Origin of the sequence: Conyzicola nivalis (assembly GCF_040548875.1) — a bacterium.
Lineage (GTDB): Bacteria > Actinomycetota > Actinomycetes > Actinomycetales > Microbacteriaceae > Conyzicola > Conyzicola nivalis_A.
Genome location: NZ_JBEPSJ010000004.1, coordinates 327,236 through 347,976, shown reverse-complemented (window position 1 = coordinate 347,976; position 20,741 = coordinate 327,236). Strand labels below are relative to the sequence as shown.

At 69.1% G+C, this 20,741-nt stretch carries 16 protein-coding genes, 1 tRNA gene and 1 other RNA gene; 15 read left to right on the top strand and 3 right to left on the bottom strand.

Annotated elements, in window-relative coordinates; translation table 11 throughout:
- Window positions 1–55 precede the first annotated feature (55 nt).
- A complete protein-coding gene (locus ABIE21_RS16120) occupies window positions 56–649 on the top strand; it encodes a TetR/AcrR family transcriptional regulator (RefSeq protein ID WP_354025864.1) in 594 nt (197 codons plus the stop codon).
- 70 nt (window positions 650–719) lie between these two features.
- Here ABIE21_RS16120 and ABIE21_RS16115 read toward each other — a convergent pair.
- Window positions 720–807 (bottom strand) — tRNA-Ser (locus ABIE21_RS16115).
- 71 nt (window positions 808–878) lie between these two features.
- Between ABIE21_RS16115 and ffs the strand changes: the two genes are divergently transcribed.
- The 3 genes from ffs (at window position 879) to ABIE21_RS16100 (ending at window position 4,463) form a co-directional block, all read left to right on the top strand.
- Window positions 879–975: signal recognition particle sRNA small type (gene ffs / locus ABIE21_RS16110), an RNA gene on the top strand.
- 180 nt (window positions 976–1,155) lie between these two features.
- Window positions 1,156–3,276, top strand: a complete 2,121-nt coding sequence (gene pta / locus ABIE21_RS16105; protein ID WP_354025863.1) for a phosphate acetyltransferase — start codon at window positions 1,156–1,158, stop codon at window positions 3,274–3,276.
- A complete protein-coding gene (locus ABIE21_RS16100) occupies window positions 3,273–4,463 on the top strand; it encodes an acetate/propionate family kinase (protein ID WP_354025862.1) in 1,191 nt (396 codons plus the stop codon). Before pta ends, ABIE21_RS16100 begins: the two co-directional genes overlap by 4 nt.
- 248 nt (window positions 4,464–4,711) lie before the next feature.
- On the opposite strand, the gene ABIE21_RS16095 is transcribed toward ABIE21_RS16100, so the two are convergent.
- Complete coding sequence (locus ABIE21_RS16095) at window positions 4,712–5,740, bottom strand: LacI family DNA-binding transcriptional regulator (RefSeq protein WP_354025861.1); 1,029 nt, start codon at window positions 5,738–5,740, stop codon at window positions 4,712–4,714.
- Between the two features lie 130 nt (window positions 5,741–5,870).
- Between ABIE21_RS16095 and ABIE21_RS16090 the strand changes: the two genes are divergently transcribed.
- The 8 genes from ABIE21_RS16090 to ABIE21_RS16055 all read left to right on the top strand — a co-directional run bounded on the left by ABIE21_RS16090 (window position 5,871) and on the right by ABIE21_RS16055 (window position 17,527).
- Window positions 5,871–6,785 (top strand): carbohydrate ABC transporter permease, encoded by a 915-nt coding sequence (locus ABIE21_RS16090; RefSeq protein ID WP_354025860.1) that lies wholly within the window; start codon window positions 5,871–5,873, stop codon window positions 6,783–6,785.
- Between the two features lie 105 nt (window positions 6,786–6,890).
- Complete coding sequence (locus ABIE21_RS16085; protein ID WP_354025888.1) at window positions 6,891–7,736, top strand: carbohydrate ABC transporter permease; 846 nt, start codon at window positions 6,891–6,893, stop codon at window positions 7,734–7,736.
- Window positions 7,737–7,842: 106 nt separating this feature from the next.
- The gene (locus ABIE21_RS16080) at window positions 7,843–9,192 is read left to right on the top strand and encodes an ABC transporter substrate-binding protein (RefSeq protein WP_354025859.1); all 1,350 of its coding nucleotides are present in this window, start codon (window positions 7,843–7,845) and stop codon (window positions 9,190–9,192) included.
- 81 nt (window positions 9,193–9,273) lie between these two features.
- Window positions 9,274–10,866: an alpha-N-arabinofuranosidase gene (locus ABIE21_RS16075; RefSeq protein WP_354025858.1), complete on the top strand. Its 1,593-nt coding sequence runs from the start codon at window positions 9,274–9,276 to the stop codon at window positions 10,864–10,866.
- Window positions 10,863–12,647 (top strand): glycoside hydrolase family 35 protein, encoded by a 1,785-nt coding sequence (locus tag ABIE21_RS16070; protein ID WP_354025857.1) that lies wholly within the window; start codon window positions 10,863–10,865, stop codon window positions 12,645–12,647. Before ABIE21_RS16075 ends, ABIE21_RS16070 begins: the two co-directional genes overlap by 4 nt.
- A gap of 107 nt (window positions 12,648–12,754) precedes the next feature.
- Window positions 12,755–15,247 (top strand): DNA polymerase III subunit gamma and tau, encoded by a 2,493-nt coding sequence (locus ABIE21_RS16065; RefSeq protein ID WP_354025856.1) that lies wholly within the window; start codon window positions 12,755–12,757, stop codon window positions 15,245–15,247.
- 3 nt (window positions 15,248–15,250) lie between these two features.
- Entirely contained in the window at window positions 15,251–15,850 is a 600-nt protein-coding gene (gene recR, locus ABIE21_RS16060) for a recombination mediator RecR (RefSeq protein ID WP_354025855.1), read from the top strand.
- Window positions 15,851–16,261: 411 nt separating this feature from the next.
- The gene (locus ABIE21_RS16055; RefSeq protein WP_354025854.1) at window positions 16,262–17,527 is read left to right on the top strand and encodes an aspartate kinase; all 1,266 of its coding nucleotides are present in this window, start codon (window positions 16,262–16,264) and stop codon (window positions 17,525–17,527) included.
- Window positions 17,528–17,545: 18 nt separating this feature from the next.
- Here the strand turns inward: ABIE21_RS16055 and ABIE21_RS16050 are convergent, their stop codons facing one another.
- Window positions 17,546–18,358, bottom strand: a complete 813-nt coding sequence (locus tag ABIE21_RS16050) for a CPBP family glutamic-type intramembrane protease (RefSeq protein WP_354025853.1) — start codon at window positions 18,356–18,358, stop codon at window positions 17,546–17,548.
- Window positions 18,359–18,453: 95 nt separating this feature from the next.
- Here ABIE21_RS16050 and ABIE21_RS16045 point away from each other — a divergent pair, with 95 nt between their 5' ends.
- The 3 genes from ABIE21_RS16045 to ABIE21_RS16035 all read left to right on the top strand — a co-directional run bounded on the left by ABIE21_RS16045 (window position 18,454) and on the right by ABIE21_RS16035 (window position 20,721).
- Window positions 18,454–19,512 carry an aspartate-semialdehyde dehydrogenase gene (locus tag ABIE21_RS16045; protein ID WP_354025852.1) on the top strand — a complete coding sequence of 353 codons (1,059 nt, stop codon included), beginning with the start codon at window positions 18,454–18,456 and terminating at the stop codon, window positions 19,510–19,512.
- Window positions 19,513–19,577: 65 nt separating this feature from the next.
- Window positions 19,578–20,000 (top strand): hypothetical protein, encoded by a 423-nt coding sequence (locus ABIE21_RS16040; RefSeq protein ID WP_354025851.1) that lies wholly within the window; start codon window positions 19,578–19,580, stop codon window positions 19,998–20,000.
- A 46-nt stretch (window positions 20,001–20,046) separates the two neighbouring features.
- Window positions 20,047–20,721 (top strand): SGNH/GDSL hydrolase family protein, encoded by a 675-nt coding sequence (locus ABIE21_RS16035; protein ID WP_354025850.1) that lies wholly within the window; start codon window positions 20,047–20,049, stop codon window positions 20,719–20,721.
- Window positions 20,722–20,741: the final 20 nt, after the last annotated feature.

Genomic DNA, 20,741 nt, shown 5'->3' with positions numbered 1-20,741 from the left:
ACGCCGCGCGAGTTGACCGCGTCGATTCGCCGCGGCCTCTGGGTAGCGTGTGCAGATGACGAGTGTCGAACGGCCACGAAACGCGCGGGGCGACGGGGCGAGGCTTCGCGAGGAGATCGTCGCAGCCGCGATCGTGCTGATGGATGACTCGCCCGACGCCCCCGACCTCACACTCCGCAGCGTCGCCCGGCAAGTGGGCATCACCGCCCCGGCGATCTATCCGCACTTCTCCGACGTCGCGGCGATCAAGGACGAGATCGTCAACGTGAGCTACGGCCACCTGGCGGCCGCCTTCAAGACGGCGACGCGCACGGCCGCCGCGGCATCCGAAAGCCTGTATCTCGGCTGCAGCGCCTACCTGGAGTTCGGACGCGCGCATCCGGCCCGCTACGCCCTGATGTCGCGCCGGCCCGCTACCGGGGGAGTGCTGCCGCAGGCGTTCCCGCTGCTGGTCGCGGCGCTGCAGGGCGCGATCGACGAGGGCAGCTCGTCGAGCACCGACGCCGCGAGGGACGCGGCGACGCTGTGGGCCGGGGTGCACGGGCTGTCGACGATCGTCGGGCGCGCGCAGCCGACGCCGTGGGGCCTCGACTACTCGGCGCACGACATCCTGCGCAACCTGGTGAGCAGCGTGGCCCGCCTCGCTTGAGACGGCCGGGCCCGGAAACCGGAGAAGCTCCGACCCGGCGGGGGCGGAGCTTCTCTGGATGGTGATGAAGTGGCGGAGAATGGGGGATTCGAACCCCCGAGGGCTTGCACCCAACCAACTTTCCAAGCTGGCGCCATAGGCCACTAGGCGAATTCTCCTGGCCGGTCGTTCCCGGCCCCGATTCCGGGGCTATGTGAACAACCTCAAGAATCATACCTGTATATTTAACCCCGGCTCCCCGCGTGGCGTCATCCAGGCCAACTCCCCCAGGACGGAAACGTAGCAAGGGTAACCGGGCTCTGGCGGGTGCGCGGGGGGTCATTCACATTTCGGCCAAGTTTTCGCCGGTATTTCGTGAAGAACCGTATACCGTGGCGGCGAATCGGCCGATGTCTCGCTTCGCTCGACGTTCTGCCGCGAGGGTGGGCGGGATGGGTTGCGTTCGCCGCGCGGCCGGGACCTAAGCCCCTGTCGGCCGTTCAGGTCGCCCGATTAGGGTGTCCTACGTGGCTCGCAGCATCTACATCACCTCCGCCGAGGGACATTCCGGCAAATCATCCATCGCTCTAGGGGTTCTCGACACCCTGATGCGGGAGATCGAGCATGTGGGAGTCTTCCGCCCCATCGCCCGCTCCATCACCGAACGCGACTACGTGCTCGACCTGCTGCTCGCGCACGACGGCGTCGAGCTCGAGTACGACGAGTGCGTGGGCGCCACCTACGAAGAAGTGCACGACGATCCGGATGCGGCCCTCAGTCGCATCGTGGAGAGGTTCAAGGCCGTCGAGGCGAAGTGCGGCGCGGTCGTGATCGTCGGCAGCGACTACACCGACGTCGGCAGCCCCACCGAGCTGAGCTTCAACGCCCGCATCGCCGCGAACCTCGGAGCACCCGTGCTGCTCGTGCTCACCGGCCGCAGCGTCGACGAGTCGCGCGGCCGCACCGCCGACGAGATGCGTCAGATTGCCGAGCTGACCGTGCCGGAGCTCGCGGCCGCGCACGCGAGCATCCTCGCCGTCGTCGCCAACCGCGCCGACGAAGACCACCTCGACGAGATCTCGGCCGCGGTCTCCGCCGTCGCCACCGCCTCGGTCGCCGCGGTCGGCGTCGAGCGCACCATCCCCGCCTGGGCGATCCCCGAAGACCCGTTCCTCGTCGCACCCACCGTGCAGGGCATCATGGAGGCCGTCGAGGGCACACTGCTCCAGGGCGACCCCGCGCTGCTCGCCCGGGAGGCCCTCGGCGTCGTCATCGCCGCCATGTCGATGGAGAACTCCCTGCCGCGTCTCACCGAGGGCGCCATCGTCGTCATCCCCGGCGACCGCAGCGAGATGCTGCTCGCCGCCCTCACCGCGCACGCCTCCGACACGTTCCCGTCGCTCGCGGGGCTGGTGCTCAACGGCGGCTTCGAGCTCTCGCCCGTGATCACGCGGCTCATCGCCGGTCTCGACCACACCCTCCCCATCATCACGACCGAGTTCGGCACCTACCCGACCGCCCAGCGCATCACCCAGACGCGCGGACGGCTCGCCGCCGACTCCGACCGCAAGCGCGACATCGCCCTCGCGCTGTTCGAGAAGCACGTCGACGCGCGGGTGCTGTTCGACGCGCTCAGCGTCGGACGCTCCGGCGCCGTCACACCGCTGATGTTTGAGTACGGGCTCATCGAGCGCGCCCGCAGCGCGAGCAAGCACATCGTGCTGCCCGAGGGCACCGACGACCGCATCCTGCGCGCCGCGGGAACCCTGCTGAGCCGCGGCGTCGCCCGTCTCACGATCCTCGGCGACGAGAGCGACATCCGTGCGAGGGCGGCCGGCCTCGGCGTCGACATCTCGGCAGCGAGCATCCTCAGCCCCTTCGATCCCGAACTGCGCGAGCGGTTCGCCGTGGAGTACGCGCGGGTGCGCTCGCACAAGGGCATGACCGTCGAGACGGCGCGCGACGTCGTGACCGACGTGTCGTACTTCGGCACCATGATGGTGCACCTCGGACTCGCCGACGGTATGGTCTCGGGCGCCGCGCACACCACGGCGCACACGATCAAGCCCGGGTTCGAGATCATCAAGACCATGAAAGACGTGTCGGTCGTCTCGAGCGTGTTCTTCATGGCGCTCTCCGACCGGGTGCTCGTCTACGGCGACTGCGCCGTGGTTCCCGACCCGACGTCGGAGCAGCTCGCCGACATCGCGATCTCCTCGGCGGGCACCGCCGACCAGTTCGGCATCGACCCCCGCGTCGCGATGCTGTCCTACTCGACCGGTTCGTCCGGCGCCGGTGCCGACGTCGAGAAGGTGCGCGCCGCCACCGCCCTCGTGCACGAACGCCGCCCCGACCTGTTCGTCGACGGGCCGATCCAATACGACGCGGCCGCGGATGCCGCCGTGGGGGAGTCGAAGATGCCCGGTTCCCAGGTCGCAGGCCGGGCGACGGTGTTCATCTTCCCCGACCTCAACACCGGCAACAACACCTACAAAGCGGTGCAGCGCAGCGCGGGAGCCGTCGCCGTCGGCCCCGTGCTCCAGGGGCTCAACAAGCCCATCAACGACCTATCCCGAGGAGCGCTCGTGCGCGACATCGTCAACACCGTGGCCATCACGGCCATCCAGGCGCAGGGGGCATCCGCGTGAGCCTCGCCCTCATCGTCAACAGCGGCTCGTCGTCGCTCAAGTACCAGCTGATCGAGCTCGACGGCGAGGAGACCCTCGCCTCGGGATCGATCGACCGCATCGGCGAGGCGACCAGCAGCGTCGGCCACACCACGGCGGGCGAGAAGCACGAGAAGCAGCTGCCGATCGCCGACCACACCGCGGCCCTCCGCGTGCTGACCGACGCGTTCGCCGAGTACGGCCCCGACCTCGCCTTCTCGCCGCCCGTCGTGATCGGCCACCGCGTCGTGCACGGCGGATCGCTGTTCACCGGCCCCACCCTCGTCACCGACCGGGTGATCGCCGACATCGACGAACTCTCGGCCCTCGCCCCGCTGCACAACCCTGCGAACCTGGCGGGCATCCGCGCCGCCGCCGTCATCTTCGCGGGCGTTCCGCAGGTCGCCGTCTTCGACACCGCGTTCCACCAGACGCTGCCGCCCGAGGCCTTCACCTACGCGATCGACCGCGAGCTCGCCGCCCGGCACAAGATCCGCCGGTACGGCTTCCACGGCACCTCGCACAAGTACGTCTCGGAGCAGGCCGCGGTGTTCCTCGACCGGCCGATCGAGTCGCTCAAGACAATCGTGCTGCACCTCGGCAACGGGGCATCCGCCACCGCGATCGACGGCGGACGCTCGATCGACACCTCGATGGGCCTCACCCCGCTCGAGGGGCTCGTGATGGGAACCCGATCGGGCGACCTCGACCCGGCGATCATCTTCCACCTGCACCGGCAGGCCGGCCTCGGATTCGACGAGCTCGACTCGCTGCTCAACCGCGGCAGCGGACTCCTCGGACTCACAGGCACAGGCGACATGCGCGACGTGCAGAACGCGGCGGCCGGCGGCGACTCAGACGCCGAGGCCGCCCTCGCGGTCTGGCGGCACCGCATCCGTCACTACGTCGGCGCCTACGTCGCGCAGCTCGGCGGCCTCGACGCCCTGGTGTTCACGGCCGGCGTCGGCGAGAACAACGCCCTGCTGCGCCGCCGTGCCCTCGCCGGACTCGAGTTCCTCGGCATCGAGATCGACAACGACCGCAACGAGCTGGCCTCGCGCGAGCCGCGCGTGATCTCGCCCGAGGGTGCGCGCGTCGCGGTGCTCGTGATCCCCACGAACGAGGAGCTCGAGATCGCCCGCCAGGCCCTCTCCGTGGTCGCGGAGTAGCGGGCGCGCGCGTTCGCGGCGCCCCGGCCGTCGCGAGAGTGCACTTGTGCCCCGCTCTCGGCCAAAATCGGGGTCACAACTGCACTCTCGCGGCGAGCCCAGAGGGGGTCACGCGGGCGGACGACCCGGGATGGCGCGCGGCTGGCCAGTTGTGGCGCTCTGCCGTCGCGCGAACGGTGCCGAAATGGCCACCCAGCGACCCGGCCGTCAGCCCCTGCGCCCGCCCAGCCCCTGCGCCCGCCCAGCCCCTACGCCCGCGGCACGCCCGTCGACTCGCGCACCACGAGCGACGTCGGCACCATGGTGGTGCCGGTCTCGTGCGTCGAGTCCTCGATCTCGTGCAGCAGGGCCTGGATGCTGCGCCGCCCGATCTCGGCGAAGTCCTGGTGCACGGTCGTCAGCGGCGGCCAGAACGCCTGCGCCTCGGCCATGTCGTCGAAGCCGACGACGCTGACGTCGCCGGGGATCGACAGGCCGCGCTCGTGCAGCGCGCGCATCAGCCCGAGGGCCATCTGGTCGTTCGCGGCGAACACGGCGGTCACCTCGTGCGGGAGGTCGAGGCCGATGCGGTAGCCCGACTCGACGGTCCAGTCGCCGACCGCCTGCGGAAGCACCGGAGCGCCCGCGGCCTCGAGCGTCGCACGCCAGGAGGCGGTGCGCCTCGCCGACGAGAACGACGACTCCGGCCCCGCGACGTGGAATACCGTTCGGTGGCCGAGGTCGAGCAGGTGCTGCGTGGCGAGCCGCGCGCCCTCGGCCTGGTCGGCGTCGACGACGGTGTATCGGTCGCCCGCGTCGGAGTCGAGGATCACCGCTGGCAGGCCGGGCGGCAGGATGATGTCGGAATTGTCGAGGGTGTGCGCCTCGATGATGATCGCGATGCCGTCGACGGCCTGCTCGCTGAGCCGGGTGAACGCGACTGCCATCTCGCCCTGCGTCGGCACGGCGATCGGCATCAGCGTGATCGAGTAGCCGGCCTGAGCCGACGCCGTCGCGATGGCGTCGAGGGTGCGCATGTTGCCGTAGGTCGAGAGGGTCGTCATGATGACGCCGATCGAGTGGAAGCGGCCGGTCTTCAGCGCCCGCGCCGCGCTGTTCGGGCGGTAGCCGAGCTCCTCCATCGCGACGAGCACCCTGTCGCGCGTGGCGGCGTCGACGTTGGTGAGTCCGTTCGCGACCCGTGACACCGTCTGCGACGAGACGCCAGCGAGCTGCGCGACCTCGGCCATCGACGGTCCGCGGCGCGACCTGGTCGCGGGGGTGGTGTCGGTGGTCATCGTTGATCCGCTCATTCGGCTGCGAAATGTTTACGTAAACATGCTAGCGTGTCCGAGCGGCATGTTTACGTAAACATGACACATCGACAAAGACAGACCTCAGGGCCGAGAGATTAGTGAGCATTCACGAATGACGACGGTGTCACCCACCACAGCACCACGGGCTGTGACCAAGAAGCACAAGCAGAAGCTCGACTGGACCGGCTGGAAGTTCGTCGGCCCGTTCATGGTCGTCTTCGCTCTCGTGCTCATCGCCCCGGTCGTCTACTCGATCTGGCTCAGCCTGTTCAAGGAACAGCTCATCGGCGGCAACTCCTTCGTCGGCCTCGACAACTACGTCACCGCGCTGGGCGACGCCCGCTTCTGGGAGTCCCTCGGCCGCGTCACCCTGTTCCTGGTCGTGCAGGTTCCGATCATGCTGGTGCTCGCGCTCGCGGCATCCCTCGCCCTCGACAGCGCCCGCCTGTACATCTCCTCGTTCTTCCGCATCGCGATCTTCCTGCCGTACGCGGTGCCCGCGGTCGTCGCCACGCTCATGTGGGGCTTCATCTACGGCACCCAGTTCGGACTCGTCGGCAGCCTCAACGACTTTCTCGGAACGGCGTTCGCGCCGCTGTCGAGCACGTGGGTGCTGGCCAGCGTCGGCAACATCGTCACGTGGGAGTTCGTCGGCTACAACATGCTTCTGTTCTACGCCGCGCTGCGTGTCATCCCGAACGACCTCTACGAGGCGGCGGAGCTCGACGGCGCGGGCACGTTCCGAATCATCCGCAGCATCAAGCTCCCGGCGCTGCGTCCGGCCATCGTCATCGGAACGATCTTTTCGATCATCGGCAGCTTCCAGCTCTTCAACGAGCCGAACATCCTGCAGTCGCTCGCGCCCAACGCGATCAGCACCTACTTCACGCCGAACATGTACGCCTACAACCTGTCGTTCTCGGGGCAGCAGTACAACTACTCGGCCACCATCGCGATCATCGTCGGACTGCTCACGGCGGCCATCGCCTACGTCGTGCAGATCTCCGGTTCCAGAAAAGAGTCATAGACAATGGCCATCACGACGACGGATGCCTCGGGCATCGGTACCACGCCGGCGCCAGCCAAGGCTCCCAAGGCATCCCGGTATGCGCGCAGGAACAAGCATCTCGGCATGGAGAAGAAGAAGTCGCCGCTGCTCACGGTGATCATGTCGATCGGCGTCATCTACAGCCTGCTTCCGCTGTTCTGGCTGTTCGTGAGCTCGACCAAGACGCAGAGCGAGCTGCTCAGCTCGTTCGGGCTCTGGTTCAGCGGCCCGTTCGCGTTCTTCGACAACATCCAGCAGACGCTCACCTACGACGACGGCGTCTTCGTGCGGTGGTTCCTCAACACGCTGCTCTACGTCGTCGTCGGCGCCGGCGGCGCGACGTTCCTCGCCACCCTCGGCGGCTACGGTCTGGCCAAGTTCAACTTCCCGGGCAAGAAGGCGGTCTTCGCGGTCGTCATCGGCGCGGTCGCCATCCCGGGCACCGCACTGGCCGTTCCGACGTTCCTCATGTTCAGCCAGCTCGGGCTCACCAACACCGCGTGGGCGGTCATCCTCCCGTCGCTGATCAGCCCGTTCGGCCTCTACCTGATCTGGACCTACGCGCTCGACGCCGTGCCGACCGAGGTGCTCGAGGCGGCCCGCATGGACGGCGCTGGCGAGTTCCGCACCTTCTTCACGATCTCCCTGCGTCTGCTCGCACCGGGCCTGGTCACCGTGCTGCTGTTCACCGTCGTCGCGACGTGGAACAACTACTTCCTGCCCCTCATCATGCTGAGCGAGCCGACCTGGTACCCGCTCACCGTCGGGCTCAACCAGTGGAACGACCAGGCCTCCACGGTCGGCGGCGACCCCATCTACAACCTCGTCATCACCGGTTCGCTGCTCACGATCATCCCGATCATCGTCGCGTTCCTCTTCCTCCAGCGCTTCTGGCAGTCCGGCCTCTCCGCCGGCAGCGTCAAGGCGTAGGAGCCCCCGGCTCGCGCTGCCGGGGGAGAACGGCAGCGTGCGAGAACCACCCATCTCCACGGGCAGATCCCCTGCCCACCGTTTACAAGGAAGTGAAAGGCAGACTATGAAGTCGCAACACAGCAAGATGCGCCGCACGGCGGCCATCGTGGCAACCGGGCTCACCGTGAGCCTCGCTCTCGCCGCGTGCGCGCCCGCCGCCGGAGGCGGAGCCGAGACCGGCAACGCCGCCGACATCGAGGCCGCCCTCAAAGAGAAGTCGACCATCACCGTGTGGGCCTGGGCCCCCGCCGTGGAGGAGATCGCGGAGTCCTTCGAGAAGGAGCACCCCAACGTCACCGTCAAGGTCGTCAACGCCGGCACGGGCAACGACCAGTACATCAAGCTGCAGAACGCGATCAAGGCCGGCTCGGGCGCTCCCGACGTCGCGCAGATCGAGTACTACGCCCTCCCGCAGTTCGGTCTCTCCGACGCCCTCGTCGACCTGACCGACTTCGGCTTCGACGAGCTCGAGGACAAGTACACCGCGAGCACCTGGGGCTCGGTCAACCTCGACGGTGGAATCTACGCCCTCCCGCAGGACTCGGGCCCCATGGCCCTGTTCTACAACAAGACCGTGTTCGACAAGTGGGGCATCGCCGTGCCGACGACGTGGGACGAGTACATCGCCGCCGCTAAGACGCTGCACGCCGCAGACCCGAACGCGTACATCACCAACGACACCGGTGATGCCGGTTTCACCACGAGCATGATCTGGCAGGCCGGCGGCCAGCCGTACACGACCACCAACTCGACCGAGGTCGCGCTCGACCTGCAGGACGAGGGCTCGAAGAAGTTCGCCGACACCTGGAGCCAGCTCACCGAGAACGACCTCGTCGCGCCCGTCTCCTCGTGGAGCGACGAGTGGTACCGCGGCCTCGGCGACGGCACCATCGCGACCCTCGCGATCGGCGCCTGGATGCCCGGCAACCTGACCTCCGGCGTGCCGGACGCCGCAGGTGACTGGCGCGTCGCCAAGATGCCCACCTTCGAGGCCGGCGTACCCGCCAACGCCGAGAACGGCGGCGGCGGAGACGCCATCCTCAAGCAGAGCAAGAACAAGCTCGTCGCGGCAGGGTTCCTGCAGTACATGAACGAGGGCGAGGGCACCCAGATCTCGCTCGAGGCCGGCGGCTTCCCGTCGACCGTCGCCGACCTCGAGTCCGACGAGTTCCTGAACGCCGAAGACCCGTACTTCGGCGGCCAGAAGGTCAACGAGGTGCTCGCAGAGTCGATCAAGGACGTCGTCCCGGGCTGGAGCTACCTTCCGTTCCAGGTCTACTCGAACAGCATCTTCAACGACACGGTCGGACAGTCGTACGCCGACAAGTCGAACCTGAACGACGGCCTCAAGGCATGGCAGGACGCCACCGCCGACTACGGCAACGAGCAGGGTTTCACCGTCACCACCAAGTAGCACCCGCACATAGCAACGCAGGCGGGCGGCACCGTGCGAACGGTGCCGCCCGCCTTCCATTTCGACCCGAGGAGCATCCCCGTGGCCAAGGCCCACCTGCGCGTCCACGCCGACGAGAACGTCGCCGTCGTCTCCGACCGCCTGTTCGGCTCGTTCGTCGAGCACATGGGACGCGCGGTGTACACCGGCATCTTCGAACCGGGCCACCCCACGGCAGACTCCCGCGGATTCCGCGGCGACGTGCTGGAGCTGGTGCGCGAGCTCGGGGCCACCGTCATCCGCTATCCCGGCGGCAACTTCGTCTCCGGCTTCCGCTGGGAGGACAGCGTCGGCCCCGACCGCCCTGTGCGGCTCGACGTGGCGTGGCACAGCGTCGAGACCAACGTCGTCGGGCTGCACGAGTTCGCCGACTGGGCAGACACCGCAGGCGTCGAGATCATGCAGGCGGTGAACCTCGGCACCCGCGGCATCGAGGACGCAGCTGCGCTGCTCGAGTACTCGAACCACCCGACGGGAACCGCGCTCTCCGACGAGCGTCGCGCCAACGGCCGCGAGAAGCCCTTCGGCATCACCCTGTGGTGCCTCGGCAACGAGATGGACGGCCCCTGGCAGATCGGACACAAGACCGCCGTCGAGTACGGGCGCCTCGCCGCCGAGACCGGCCGGGTCATGAAGTGGATCGACCCGTCGATCGAACTCGTCGCCGCCGGAAGCTCGAACGCCGACATGCCCACGTTCGGCAGCTGGGAGCGCACCGTGCTCGAGCTCTCCGCCGACGTGATCGACCACGTCTCGCTGCACGCCTACTACGAGGAGACCGGCGGCGACGCCGCGAGCTTCCTCGCCTCCGGCGTCGGCCTCGACCGCTACATCTCCGCCGTCGCCGCGATCATCGACGAGACGCTCGACGCCCAGGGTCTCGACAAGACGATCGGCATCAGCGTCGACGAATGGAACGTCTGGTACCAGTCGCGCTTCAACGACGTCGACAAGCCCCCGCTCTTCGAGGGTGAGTGGAACGAGCATCCGCGCATCATCGAAGACGAGTACTCGGTCACAGACGCCGTCGTCGTCGGCTCGCTGCTGATGTCGTTGCTGCGCAACGCCGACAGGGTGTCGATGGCCAACCTCGCGCAGCTCGTGAATGTCATCGCGCCGATCCGCTCCGAACCGGGCGGGCCCGCCTGGCGTCAGACCACGTTCCACCCCTTCGCGCTCACGGCCGCCGCCGCCCGAGGCACCGTGCTGCGCAGCACCGTCGAGTCGCGCGCGATCGACACCCCGCTCTACGGCCCGGTCGACGAGCTCGACGCCGTGGTGGTGCTGAACGACGCCGAGCTCGTGCTGCTGCTCGTCAACCGCTCGCTCGACGAACAGCTGGAGCTCGACGTCGACCTGGCCGGCTGCGGCGCGCTGAAAGTCGTGAGCGCGGTGAGCGTGCACGCGCCCGCCGGCGGATCGCGGTTCAGTACGAACACCGAGTCGCACCCCGACGCCGTAGTGCCCGTCGCACTCGAGGCGGTCGGGCTCGCGGGCGACACCCTCGCGCTCGCCCTGCCCCCGCTCTCCTGGTCGATCGTGCGGCTCGCCGTCGCCCCCGAACCCGCACCGGCACCGGCACCAGCACCAGCCGAGACCACCACCACCATCGACTCCGAAGGAGCGGCCGCGTGAGCGCCAGCACCACCCCACGTTCGTTCAGCATCGGCGAGCAGGACTTCCTGCTCGACGGCGAGCCCTTCCGCATCATCTCCGGCGCGCTGCACTACTTCCGCGTGCACCCCGACCAGTGGGCCGACCGCATCCATAAGGCGCGGCTCATGGGCCTCAACACCATCGAGACCTACGTGCCGTGGAACGAGCACTCCCCGCAGCGCGGCACCTTTGACACCGCGGGTGCCCTCGACCTCGCCCGCTTCCTCGACCTCGTCGCCGCGGAGGGACTGCTCGCCATCGTGCGCCCCGGCCCGTACATCTGCGCCGAATGGGACAACGGAGGACTGCCCGCGTGGCTGTTCAGCGACCCCGCGGTGGGCGTGCGGCGTAACGAGCCGCTGTACATGGCCGCCATCGCCGAGTACTTCGACGCGCTGCTGCCCATCGTCGCCGAGCGTCAGATCGACCGCGGCGGTCCCGTCGTGCTCGTGCAGATCGAGAACGAGTACGGCGCATACGGCGACGACAAGGACTACCTGCGCGCCCTCGTCGACCTCAACCGCGCGGGCGGCATCACCGTGCCGCTCACCACCATCGACCAGCCGACACACCAGATGCTCTCCGACGGCGGACTTCCCGAACTGCACAAGACCGGCTCGTTCGGCTCGCGGGCGACCGCGCGCCTCGCGACCCTGCGCGAGCACCAGCCCACCGGGCCGCTCATGTGCGCGGAGTTCTGGAACGGCTGGTTCGACCACTGGGGCGCACACCACCACACCACGGGCACGGCCGAGGCCGCGGCCGAGCTCGACGAACTGCTCGCCAGCGGGGCATCCGTCAATCTCTACATGCTGCTCGGCGGAACCAACTTCGGCTTCACCAACGGCGCCAACGACAAGGGCGTCTACCAGCCCACCACGACGTCGTACGACTACGACGCCCCGCTCACCGAGTCGGGCGAGCCCGGCCCCAAGTTCTGGGCATTCCGCGACGTGATCGCGAAGTACGCGCCCGTGCCCGACGAGGTGCCGGTCGCGAGTGCTCCCGCGCCGGTGTTCGAGGTGGTGCTCGACCGTTCGGTCCCGCTATCTCAGGCAATCCGCTCCTCCGCTCCCTCGCTCGGCACGTGGGGAGAGTACGACCACCTGCCGACACTCGACGAGCTCGGCCACTTCCGTGGATTCGCGCTCTACGAGACCACGGTCGAGACCGGCGGCGTGCTGTCGTTCGGCGAGGTGCGCGACCGCGCGCAGGTATTCCTCGACGGCGAACCGGTCGGCGTCCTGAGCCGCGACCGCCACGACACGGCGCTGGTCGTGCCGGGCGGGGGAGTGCTGCAGCTCCTGGTCGAAGACCAGGGACGCGTGAACTACGGCCCCCGCATCGGCGAGGACAAGGGCCTCGTCGGGCCGGCGCTTCTCGACGGCGCGGAGATCGCCGGCTGGAGGGTGCTCCCGCTCGACGTGGGCTCCCTGCCCGCTGCTGCGAGGCGCGACGTCGAGCCCGGAGAGGCGTCCGTGGTCTCCGTGGCCGGCCCGGCCTTCGCCGGCGGCAGCTTCGACATCGAGACGCCCGCCGACCTCTACCTGAGCACCGCGGGCTGGGGCAAGGGAAACGCCTTCGTGAACGGCTTCAACCTGGGCCGCTACTGGAGCAACGGGCCCGCCTCGACGCTCTACGTGCCCGGCCCCGCCCTCGTCGCCGGACGCAACGAGATCGTCGTGTTCGAGACCCTCGCCATCGCCCGGCCGGTCGCCCGTTTCGTCGCGGCCCCCGAGCTCGGACACACCGAATTCTGACGGATGCGCCCGGCCGCCACGGCTGCCGGGCGCACCGCGCGGCGAGCGGGTTCGTGCGCAATCCACAGCCGCCGACGACTGTCGGTCGTGGCGGCTACTCTTGACGGGTGGTCACCGCCCTATATCGCCGTTATCGGCCAGAGACTTTCGCTGAACTGATCGGCCAGTCGCAGGTGACCGATCCGCTGCGCACCGCACTGCGCACCGACCGGGTCAACCACGCCTACCTGTTCAGCGGGCCCAGGGGCTGCGGCAAGACGACGTCAGCCCGCATCCTCGCCCGCTGCCTGAACTGCGCGGAGGGCCCCACAGACACGCCCTGCGGCGTGTGCGCCTCATGCGTCGAGCTGTCGCGTGACGGCGGAGGGTCGCTCGACGTCGTCGAGATCGACGCCGCGAGCCACGGCGGCGTCGACGACGCCCGCGACCTGCGCGAGCGCGCGATCTTCGCTCCCGCCCGCGACCGCTACAAGATCTTCATCCTCGACGAGGCGCACATGGTCACCGCCACGGGCTTCAACGCGTTGCTCAAGATCGTCGAAGAGCCGCCGGAGCACGTCAAGTTCATCTTCGCGACGACCGAGCCCGAGAAGGTCATCGGCACGATCCGTTCGCGCACACACCACTACCCGTTCCGGCTCGTGCCGCCCGCCCAGATGCTCGAGTACGTGCAGCAGCTCTGCGACAGTGAGAAGGTCACCGTCGAGCCCGGCGTGCTGTCGCTCGTCGTTCGCGCCGGCGGCGGATCGGTGCGCGACACCCTCTCGCTGCTCGACCAGCTGATCGCCGGCTCCGAGGGCACGGTCGTCGAGTACGAGCGCGCCGTCGCACTGCTCGGCTACACGCACGGCACGCTGCTCAACGAGGCGGTCGAGGCGATCGGCCAGCGCGACAACGCGGCCGTGTTCGGCGCCGTCGACCGTGTCATCCAGACCGGCCAAGACCCGCGCCGCTTCGTCGAAGACCTGCTCGAACGCCTGCGCGACCTGATCATCGTGGCCGCGACCGCCGACCACGCCGCCGCCGTGCTGCGCGGCATCCCCGCCGACGAGCTCACCCGCATGGCGCAGCAGGCTGCGAGCTTCGGCCAGGCCGAGCTGTCGCGAACCGCCGACATCGTCAACGCCGCACTCACGGAGATGACCGGAGCGACCTCGCCGCGGCTGCACCTCGAGCTCATGGTCGCGCGCATCCTCGTGCCCGCGAGCGACGAGACCGAGCGCGGAGCACTCGCCCGCGTCGAGCGCCTCGAGCGCCGTGTCGGCGTCGAGAGCCCCGGCTCCTCCGCCGGTCAGCGCCCGATCGAGCAGCGCCCGATCGAGCAGCGCCCGATCGAGCAGCGCCCCGTCACCTCGCGGCCCCCGGCAGCCGCGCCGCCGCGCACCGCCGCTCCTGCCGCGGCCGTACCCGCCCCCGCAGCACCGGCGGCTCCCGCAGCATCGGCCCGCCCCGCTGCCGCGTCTCCGCCCGCCCCCGCGTCGGCTGCTCCCCCGACTCCTGCGCAGCCCGCCGCCGCGACCTCGTCCTGGCCGGCCGTCGCCGTGCCGGGTGCTCCGCTCGCCGCAGACACGCCGGCCGCGACATCCGCCCCCGTCCCGTCCACGTCGGCTCCAGCCGCGCCGGCTCCCGAGGCGGCCGCCGGAACGTCCGAGGCTGCCGCTTCTGAGCGAGCGGATGCGCCCGCAGCCGACGCCCCCTCCGCCGACCGCGCGACCGAGCCAGACCGGGCCGCATCGGCACCGGCCGAGCCGGAGATACCCGTCGACGAGGCCGTCGCGGCGCTCGAATCCGCGCCCTCCGTGTCGGCGAACGCCCCCGTGCAGCCGGCCGCTGATTCCGCTTCGGCGGGCTCGCCGAGCGACAGCGCCGCTTCGACAGGCTCAGCGACCGCGACAGCGACCGCGACCGCAGCTGCCGCAGCTGGCTCGGCGAGCGACAGCGCCGCTTCGACGGGCTCGGCGACCGAAGCCGCGCCGCTCAGCGTCGTCACGCTGCAGCAGATGAAGGACGCCTGGCCCGAGGTGCTCGAGATCGTGCAGAAGGCGAACATGAACGCCTGGACCGTCGTATTCAACGCGCAGGTGCGTGCGCTCGACGGCGACATCCTCGCGCTGGTCTTCTCCAACCAGACCGACCAGGCCAAGTTCAAGGAGCTCACCCCGTCCGGCGACGGCGTCAGCGCTATCCTGCGCAGCGCCATCATCGACGTGCTCGGCCTCCGGGTGAAGTTCATCGCCCAGGTGAGCATCGCCCCCGACTCCGCGTCGCAGCGTCCCGCGGCGCGTGCCTCGGCAGGGAGCCCCGCCGCCCCGGCGCGCCCGACGCAGGCGCCGCCGCCCGCCGACGACGAGGCGCCCGAACCGACCGAGCCCGACGTCGAGCCCGGAGGCTGGGCCGTCGCCGCGATCCCGCCGAGCGCACCGACAGAAGACGAGTTGCAGGCGCAGCGCGCCGCGGCCAGGAAGCCCGCCGCGAAGGTGGTGCCCGTGCCCACAGCCGAAGACTCACGGTACGGCGAGTCCGTCGTGCGCGAGATCCTCGGGGCGAGCTTCATCGAAGAGCAGCCCGTCGCCCCCCGCGTAGTACCGAAGGACCTCTAACCCGTGTACGAAGGCATCGTCCAAGAACTGATCGACGAGCTCGGCCGACTGCCCGGCATCGGTCCGAAGTCGGCGCAGCGCATCGCGTTCCACATCCTGCAGACCGAGAGCTTCGATGTGAGCCGCCTCGCCGAGGTGCTCATCGAGGTGCGCGACAAGGTGCGCTTCTGCACCATCTGCGGCAACGTCACCGAGTCGGAGACCTGCGGGATCTGCCGCGACCCGCGCCGCTCGCCGTCCACGATCTGCGTCGTCGAAGAGGCGAAAGACGTCGTCGCGGTCGAACGCACCCGCGAGTTCAAGGGCCTGTACCACGTGCTCGGCGGCGCGATCAGCCCCATCGACGGCATCGGCCCCGACGACCTGCGCATCCGCCAGCTGCTCCAGCGCCTCAGCGACGGCGTCGTGACCGAGGTCATCATCGCCACCGACCCCAACCTCGAGGGCGAGGCGACGGCGACGTACCTCACCCGGCTGCTGGTGCAGCCGAACCTGCGGGTGACGCGCCTGGCGTCCGGCCTGCCGGTCGGCGGCGACCTCGAGTACGCCGACGAGGTCACCCTCGGCCGTGCGTTCGAGGGCCGCAGGCTCGTCGAGAACTGACCGCCGTAGCTGAGGGGCAACGTTTCGACGTTGAGGGCGGGATTGAGCAGCAGAACTTTGCCCCGCCGTTCGACGGCGACGGCTCGCAGGGCTGAGGGGCAACGTTTCGACGTTGTGGGCGGGGTTGAGCAGCAGAACTTTGCCCCGCCGTTCGACGGCGACGGCTCGCAGGGCTGAGGGGCAACGTTTCGACTTTGTGGGCGGGGTTGAGCAGCAGAACTTTGCCCCGCCGTTCGACGGCGACGGCTCCCAGGGCCGAGGGGCAACGTTTCGACGTTGAGGGCGGGGTTGAGCAGCAGATCCTTGCCCCTCTGCGAGCAGAGAGCCGACTGCCGTAACACACGGTGAACGCCCGCTAGAATCGCTCACTGGGCCAGAATCCGCCCCGTCCCACAAAAGCAGGAGAACCACGTGAGCCTGATCGTACAGAAGTACGGTGGATCCTCCGTTGCCGACGCCGAGGGCCTCAAGCGAGTTGCCAAGCGCATCGTCGAGACCCGCAAGGCCGGCCACGAGGTCGTCGTCGTTGTGAGCGCCATGGGCGACACCACAGACGAGCTGCTCGACCTGGCCGAACAGGTCGTGCCCGTGCCGTCCGGCCGCGAGCTCGACATGCTTCTCACCGCGGGCGAGCGCATCTCGATGGCGCTGCTCGCGATGGCGATCAAGAGCCTCGGCATCGAGGCCCGCTCCTACACGGGCAGCCAGGCCGGAATGATCACCGACGCGCAGCACGGCTCCGCGCGCATCGTCGACGTCACCCCGAAGCGCGTGCGCGACGCGCTCGACTCCGGCTACGTCGCCATCGTCGCCGGCTTCCAGGGCTTCAACCGGGGAACGGGCGACATCACGACCCTCGGTCGCGGCGGATCGGACACGACCGCCGTCGCCCTCGCCGCGGCGCTCGACGCCGACGTCTGCGAGATCTACACCGACGTCGACGGCATCTTCACCGCCGATCCCCGAGTGGTACCTGCGGCGAAGAAGATCGACCGCATCTCCAGCGAGGAGATGCTCGAGCTCGCGGCATCCGGAGCAAAAGTTCTATATATCCGGGCCGTCGAGTACGCCCGGCGTCACGGGGTGACACTGCACGTGCGCTCGTCGTTCAACAACAACGAGGGCACGCTGGTCACCAACCCGAAGGATGGAGAGATCGTGGAAGAGCCAATCATCACCGGCGTCGCAGCCGACCTGAGCGAAGCGAAGATCACGGTGGTGGGCGTTCCCGACATCCCCGGCAAGGCCGCGCAGATCTTCACGATCGTCGCCAAGACCAACGCCAACATCGACATGATCGTGCAGAACGTGTCGACCGCGAGCACCGGCCGCACCGACATCTCGTTCACCCTGCCCAAGTCCGACGCCGCGACGGTCATCACCGCGCTCACCGCCGAGCAGGAGGAGGTCGGCTTCGACTCCCTCCAGCACGACGACCAGATCGGCAAGCTCGCCGTGGTCGGCGCCGGCATGCGCACCAACGCCGGCGTCACCGCGAAGCTGTTCACCGCGCTGTTCGACGCTGGCATCAACATCGAGATGATCTCCACCAGCGAGATCCGCATCTCGGTGGTCACGCGTGCCGACACCGTGAACGAGGCGATGCGCGTCGTGCACAGGGCGTTCGGGCTCGACGGCGAGATCGAGGCCGTCGTGCACGGGGGAACCGGGCGCTAGACCCGCCGCCAGAACAGCTCAGGCGCCGCCGACCAACAGCAGCGTCGCCACCGAGATGCCGTTGAACACCACGTGGGCGACGATCGCGGCGCCGAGCCGCCCGGTCAGGTAGACGATCATGGCGTTCACGACACCGAGGGTGAGCGTGCCGAGCGCGAGGGTCGTCAGCAGCGTGGCATCCGTCGACTGATACAGGTGCAGGCCCATGAAGACGAGGGCGCTCACCACGATCGACACGAGCACCGCGGCGCGCTGCACCGATTCGGCGGCCGGCTGGCTGCGGCCGCCGCTGCGGAGCACCGCATTGCGCACCGCCTGCATGACGAGGCCACGCAGGTAGAGCTCCTCCACGATCGGGGCGACCACCGCGACGACGATGACGCCGTTGATCACCAGCCAGACGGTGTCTGTGCTGAGCACCAGGTTGCTCTGCTGCTCGGGAAGGCCGAACAGCGCGATCGCGATCACGCCCCACACCACGCTCAGGATCTTGGCCAGCAGGCCGACGCCGAGGCCGATCGCGAGGTCCACCGGACGCAGCCGCAGCCAGAAGTCCTTCGCGAGACTGCCGGCGCCGAGGCGGTGCGACGCGAACACGGCGACGCCCGCCAGCACCCCGTACCCCAGCAGCGACAGCACGAACTGCGCGAGGTCGGAGCCCTCGACGACGCCGGTCACGACGAGCACTCCGGCCCCCACGATCACCGCCACGAACAGCAGCAGCCCGACCGCGGCTTCGCGCAGCCCCCAGCGCACGGCGGCGGGAGGCGTGTAGCGGTCGGCGTCCGCGGCGGTCTCGGTCAGCGGAGGGGCCGGCGGTTCGAACGTCATACTGTTCACCGTACGCCCCCTCCGTATCGGGTTACCCGTAGAATCGAGGCACATTCTCTGCCCCGAAACGGGCCCCGATTTACGAGCGGATCACAATGAGCGACAGCAGCGGAGTACGAATCGGCGTCGTCGGCGCCACGGGACAGGTCGGCGCCGTCGTGCGTCGTCTCCTCGAAGACCGTGACTTCCCGGTCGCCGAGATCCGCTACTTCGCCTCCGCCCGCAGCGCCGGAACGACCCTCCCGTTCCGCGGCGAGGACATCGTCGTCGAAGACGCGTCGACCGCCGACCCGAGCGGCCTCGACATCGCCATCTTCTCCGCCGGCGCGACCACGTCGAAGGCGCAGGCACCCCGCTTCGCCGCCGCCGGCGTGCTCGTGATCGACAACTCGAGCGGTTTCCGCATGGACCCCGACGTGCCGCTCGTAGTGAGCGAGGTCAACCCGGAGGCCATCGCCGACGCCCGCAAGGGCATCGTCGCGAACCCCAACTGCACCACGATGGCGGCCATGCCCGTGCTCAAGGTGCTGCATGACGAGGCCGGCCTCGAGCGCCTCATCGTCTCCACCTACCAGGCCGTCTCCGGCGCCGGCCTCGTCGGCGGCGAGGAGCTCTACGCCCAGACCAAGGCCGCCATCGAGCAGGACCCCCGCTCGCTCGTGCACGACGGCTCGTCGATCGACTTCGGCGTCGCGAACACCTTCCCCAAGACCATCGCGTTCGACGTGATCCCGCAGGCGGGCAACTTCGTCGACGACGGGCTCTTCGAGACCGACGAGGAGAAGAAGCTGCGCAACGAGAGCCGCAAGATCCTCGGCCTCCCCGACCTCCTCGTCAGCGGCATCTGCGTACGCGTGCCCGTGTTCAGCGGCCACTCGCTCGCCATCAACGCCGAGTTCGCGTCGCCGCTGTCGGTCGAGCGCGCCAAGGAACTGCTGGCGGATGCCCCGGGCGTCGAGCTCACCGACGTCCCGACGCCGCTCGAGGCCGCAGGGCAGGACCCGTCGTATGTCGGCCGGATCCGCCAGGACGAGGGCGTGCCGAACGGCCGCGGGCTCGCCATGTTCATCAGCAACGACAACCTGCGCAAGGGCGCCGCCCTCAACGCGGTGCAGATCGCCGAGCTGGTGGCCGCGAAGCTCGTCTCCGCGTAGCATCCGGAGGGCCGTCGGCTCAAGACCTCGCCGCCCGCGGGGGTCCCGCTCGTAGGTTGGTCGCCATGACGATCCAGCCGCAGTCCCTCATCACCATCGGCGTGCTCCTGCTCGCGCTGGTCACCGTCGAGTCCGGCGGCCTGTTCCTGAAGAAGGTCGCGCAGGGCGACGTGCCGACCAACGACCTGCAGAAGAGCTTCTTCCGCGCGGGGCACGCCCACGCGGCGGTGCTCATCGTGCTCAGCGTCGCGATCCTGAGCGTGATCGACAACGCCGGACTCACCGGCTTCTGGGAGTTCGTGGCCCGCGACGGCGTGCCGATCGCCGCGATCCTGATGCCGGCCGGATTCTTCCTCTCGGTCATCGGCCGCGATCCGCAGAGACCGAACCGGTTCGTCGCGCTGCTCTGGGCCGGGGTCGTCAGTCTCACCGCCGGGCTGCTCGTCGCGGGTGTGGGGCTGCTGTCGGCGGGGATCGCCGCGTTGTGACGGCGATACGACCAAACTCGAACCGGCAGGGTGTCGAATAGAGACCATGAGCACACGGATCAAGCTGGTCGTCGCCGCCGTGCTGTGTGCCCTCGTGGCGATCGGCGTGGTCGTGGCCGCCACGGCGCCGCGGGAGACCGGGGGAGTGAGCACGGGCACCGGCACCAGGGTGGCGTTCTACGGCGACTCGTACACGCTGGGCACCGGGGCGACGAGCCCCGAGAAGCGGTGGTCGACCATAGTCAGCGAACGACGCAACTGGAACGAGTTCAACCCGAGCGTCAACGGGCTGGGCTTCGTCACGAACCGGTCGGAGTTCGGCGAGGGCGACCTGGTGAGCCTCATCATCGAGGAGAAGCCCGAGATCGTGTTCGTGACCATGGGCCTCAACGACAATTTCTCCTTCGACTACGAGGCCGCCGACATCCGCAGCCAGATCCCCGACGACCTCGACCGGCTGAAGGCCGGACTGCCCGACGCCCGTTTCATCGTCGTCGAGCCGTTCTGGTACACGGACGACCGGCCGGAGTCGGTCGACATCATCATCCGCTGGGTCGAGGACGCCGCCGACGACATCGACGCCGACTACATCGCCGGCGCGTCCCGCTGGATCGAGGGCCACCCAGAGTGGATGGCCGACGACGGCATCCACCCGAACGACGCGGGCTACGCCGCCATGGCCGAGCGGATGGACGACGAACTCGCCCGCCTCGGGCTGTAGCGGCGCACGACCCGTAAGCT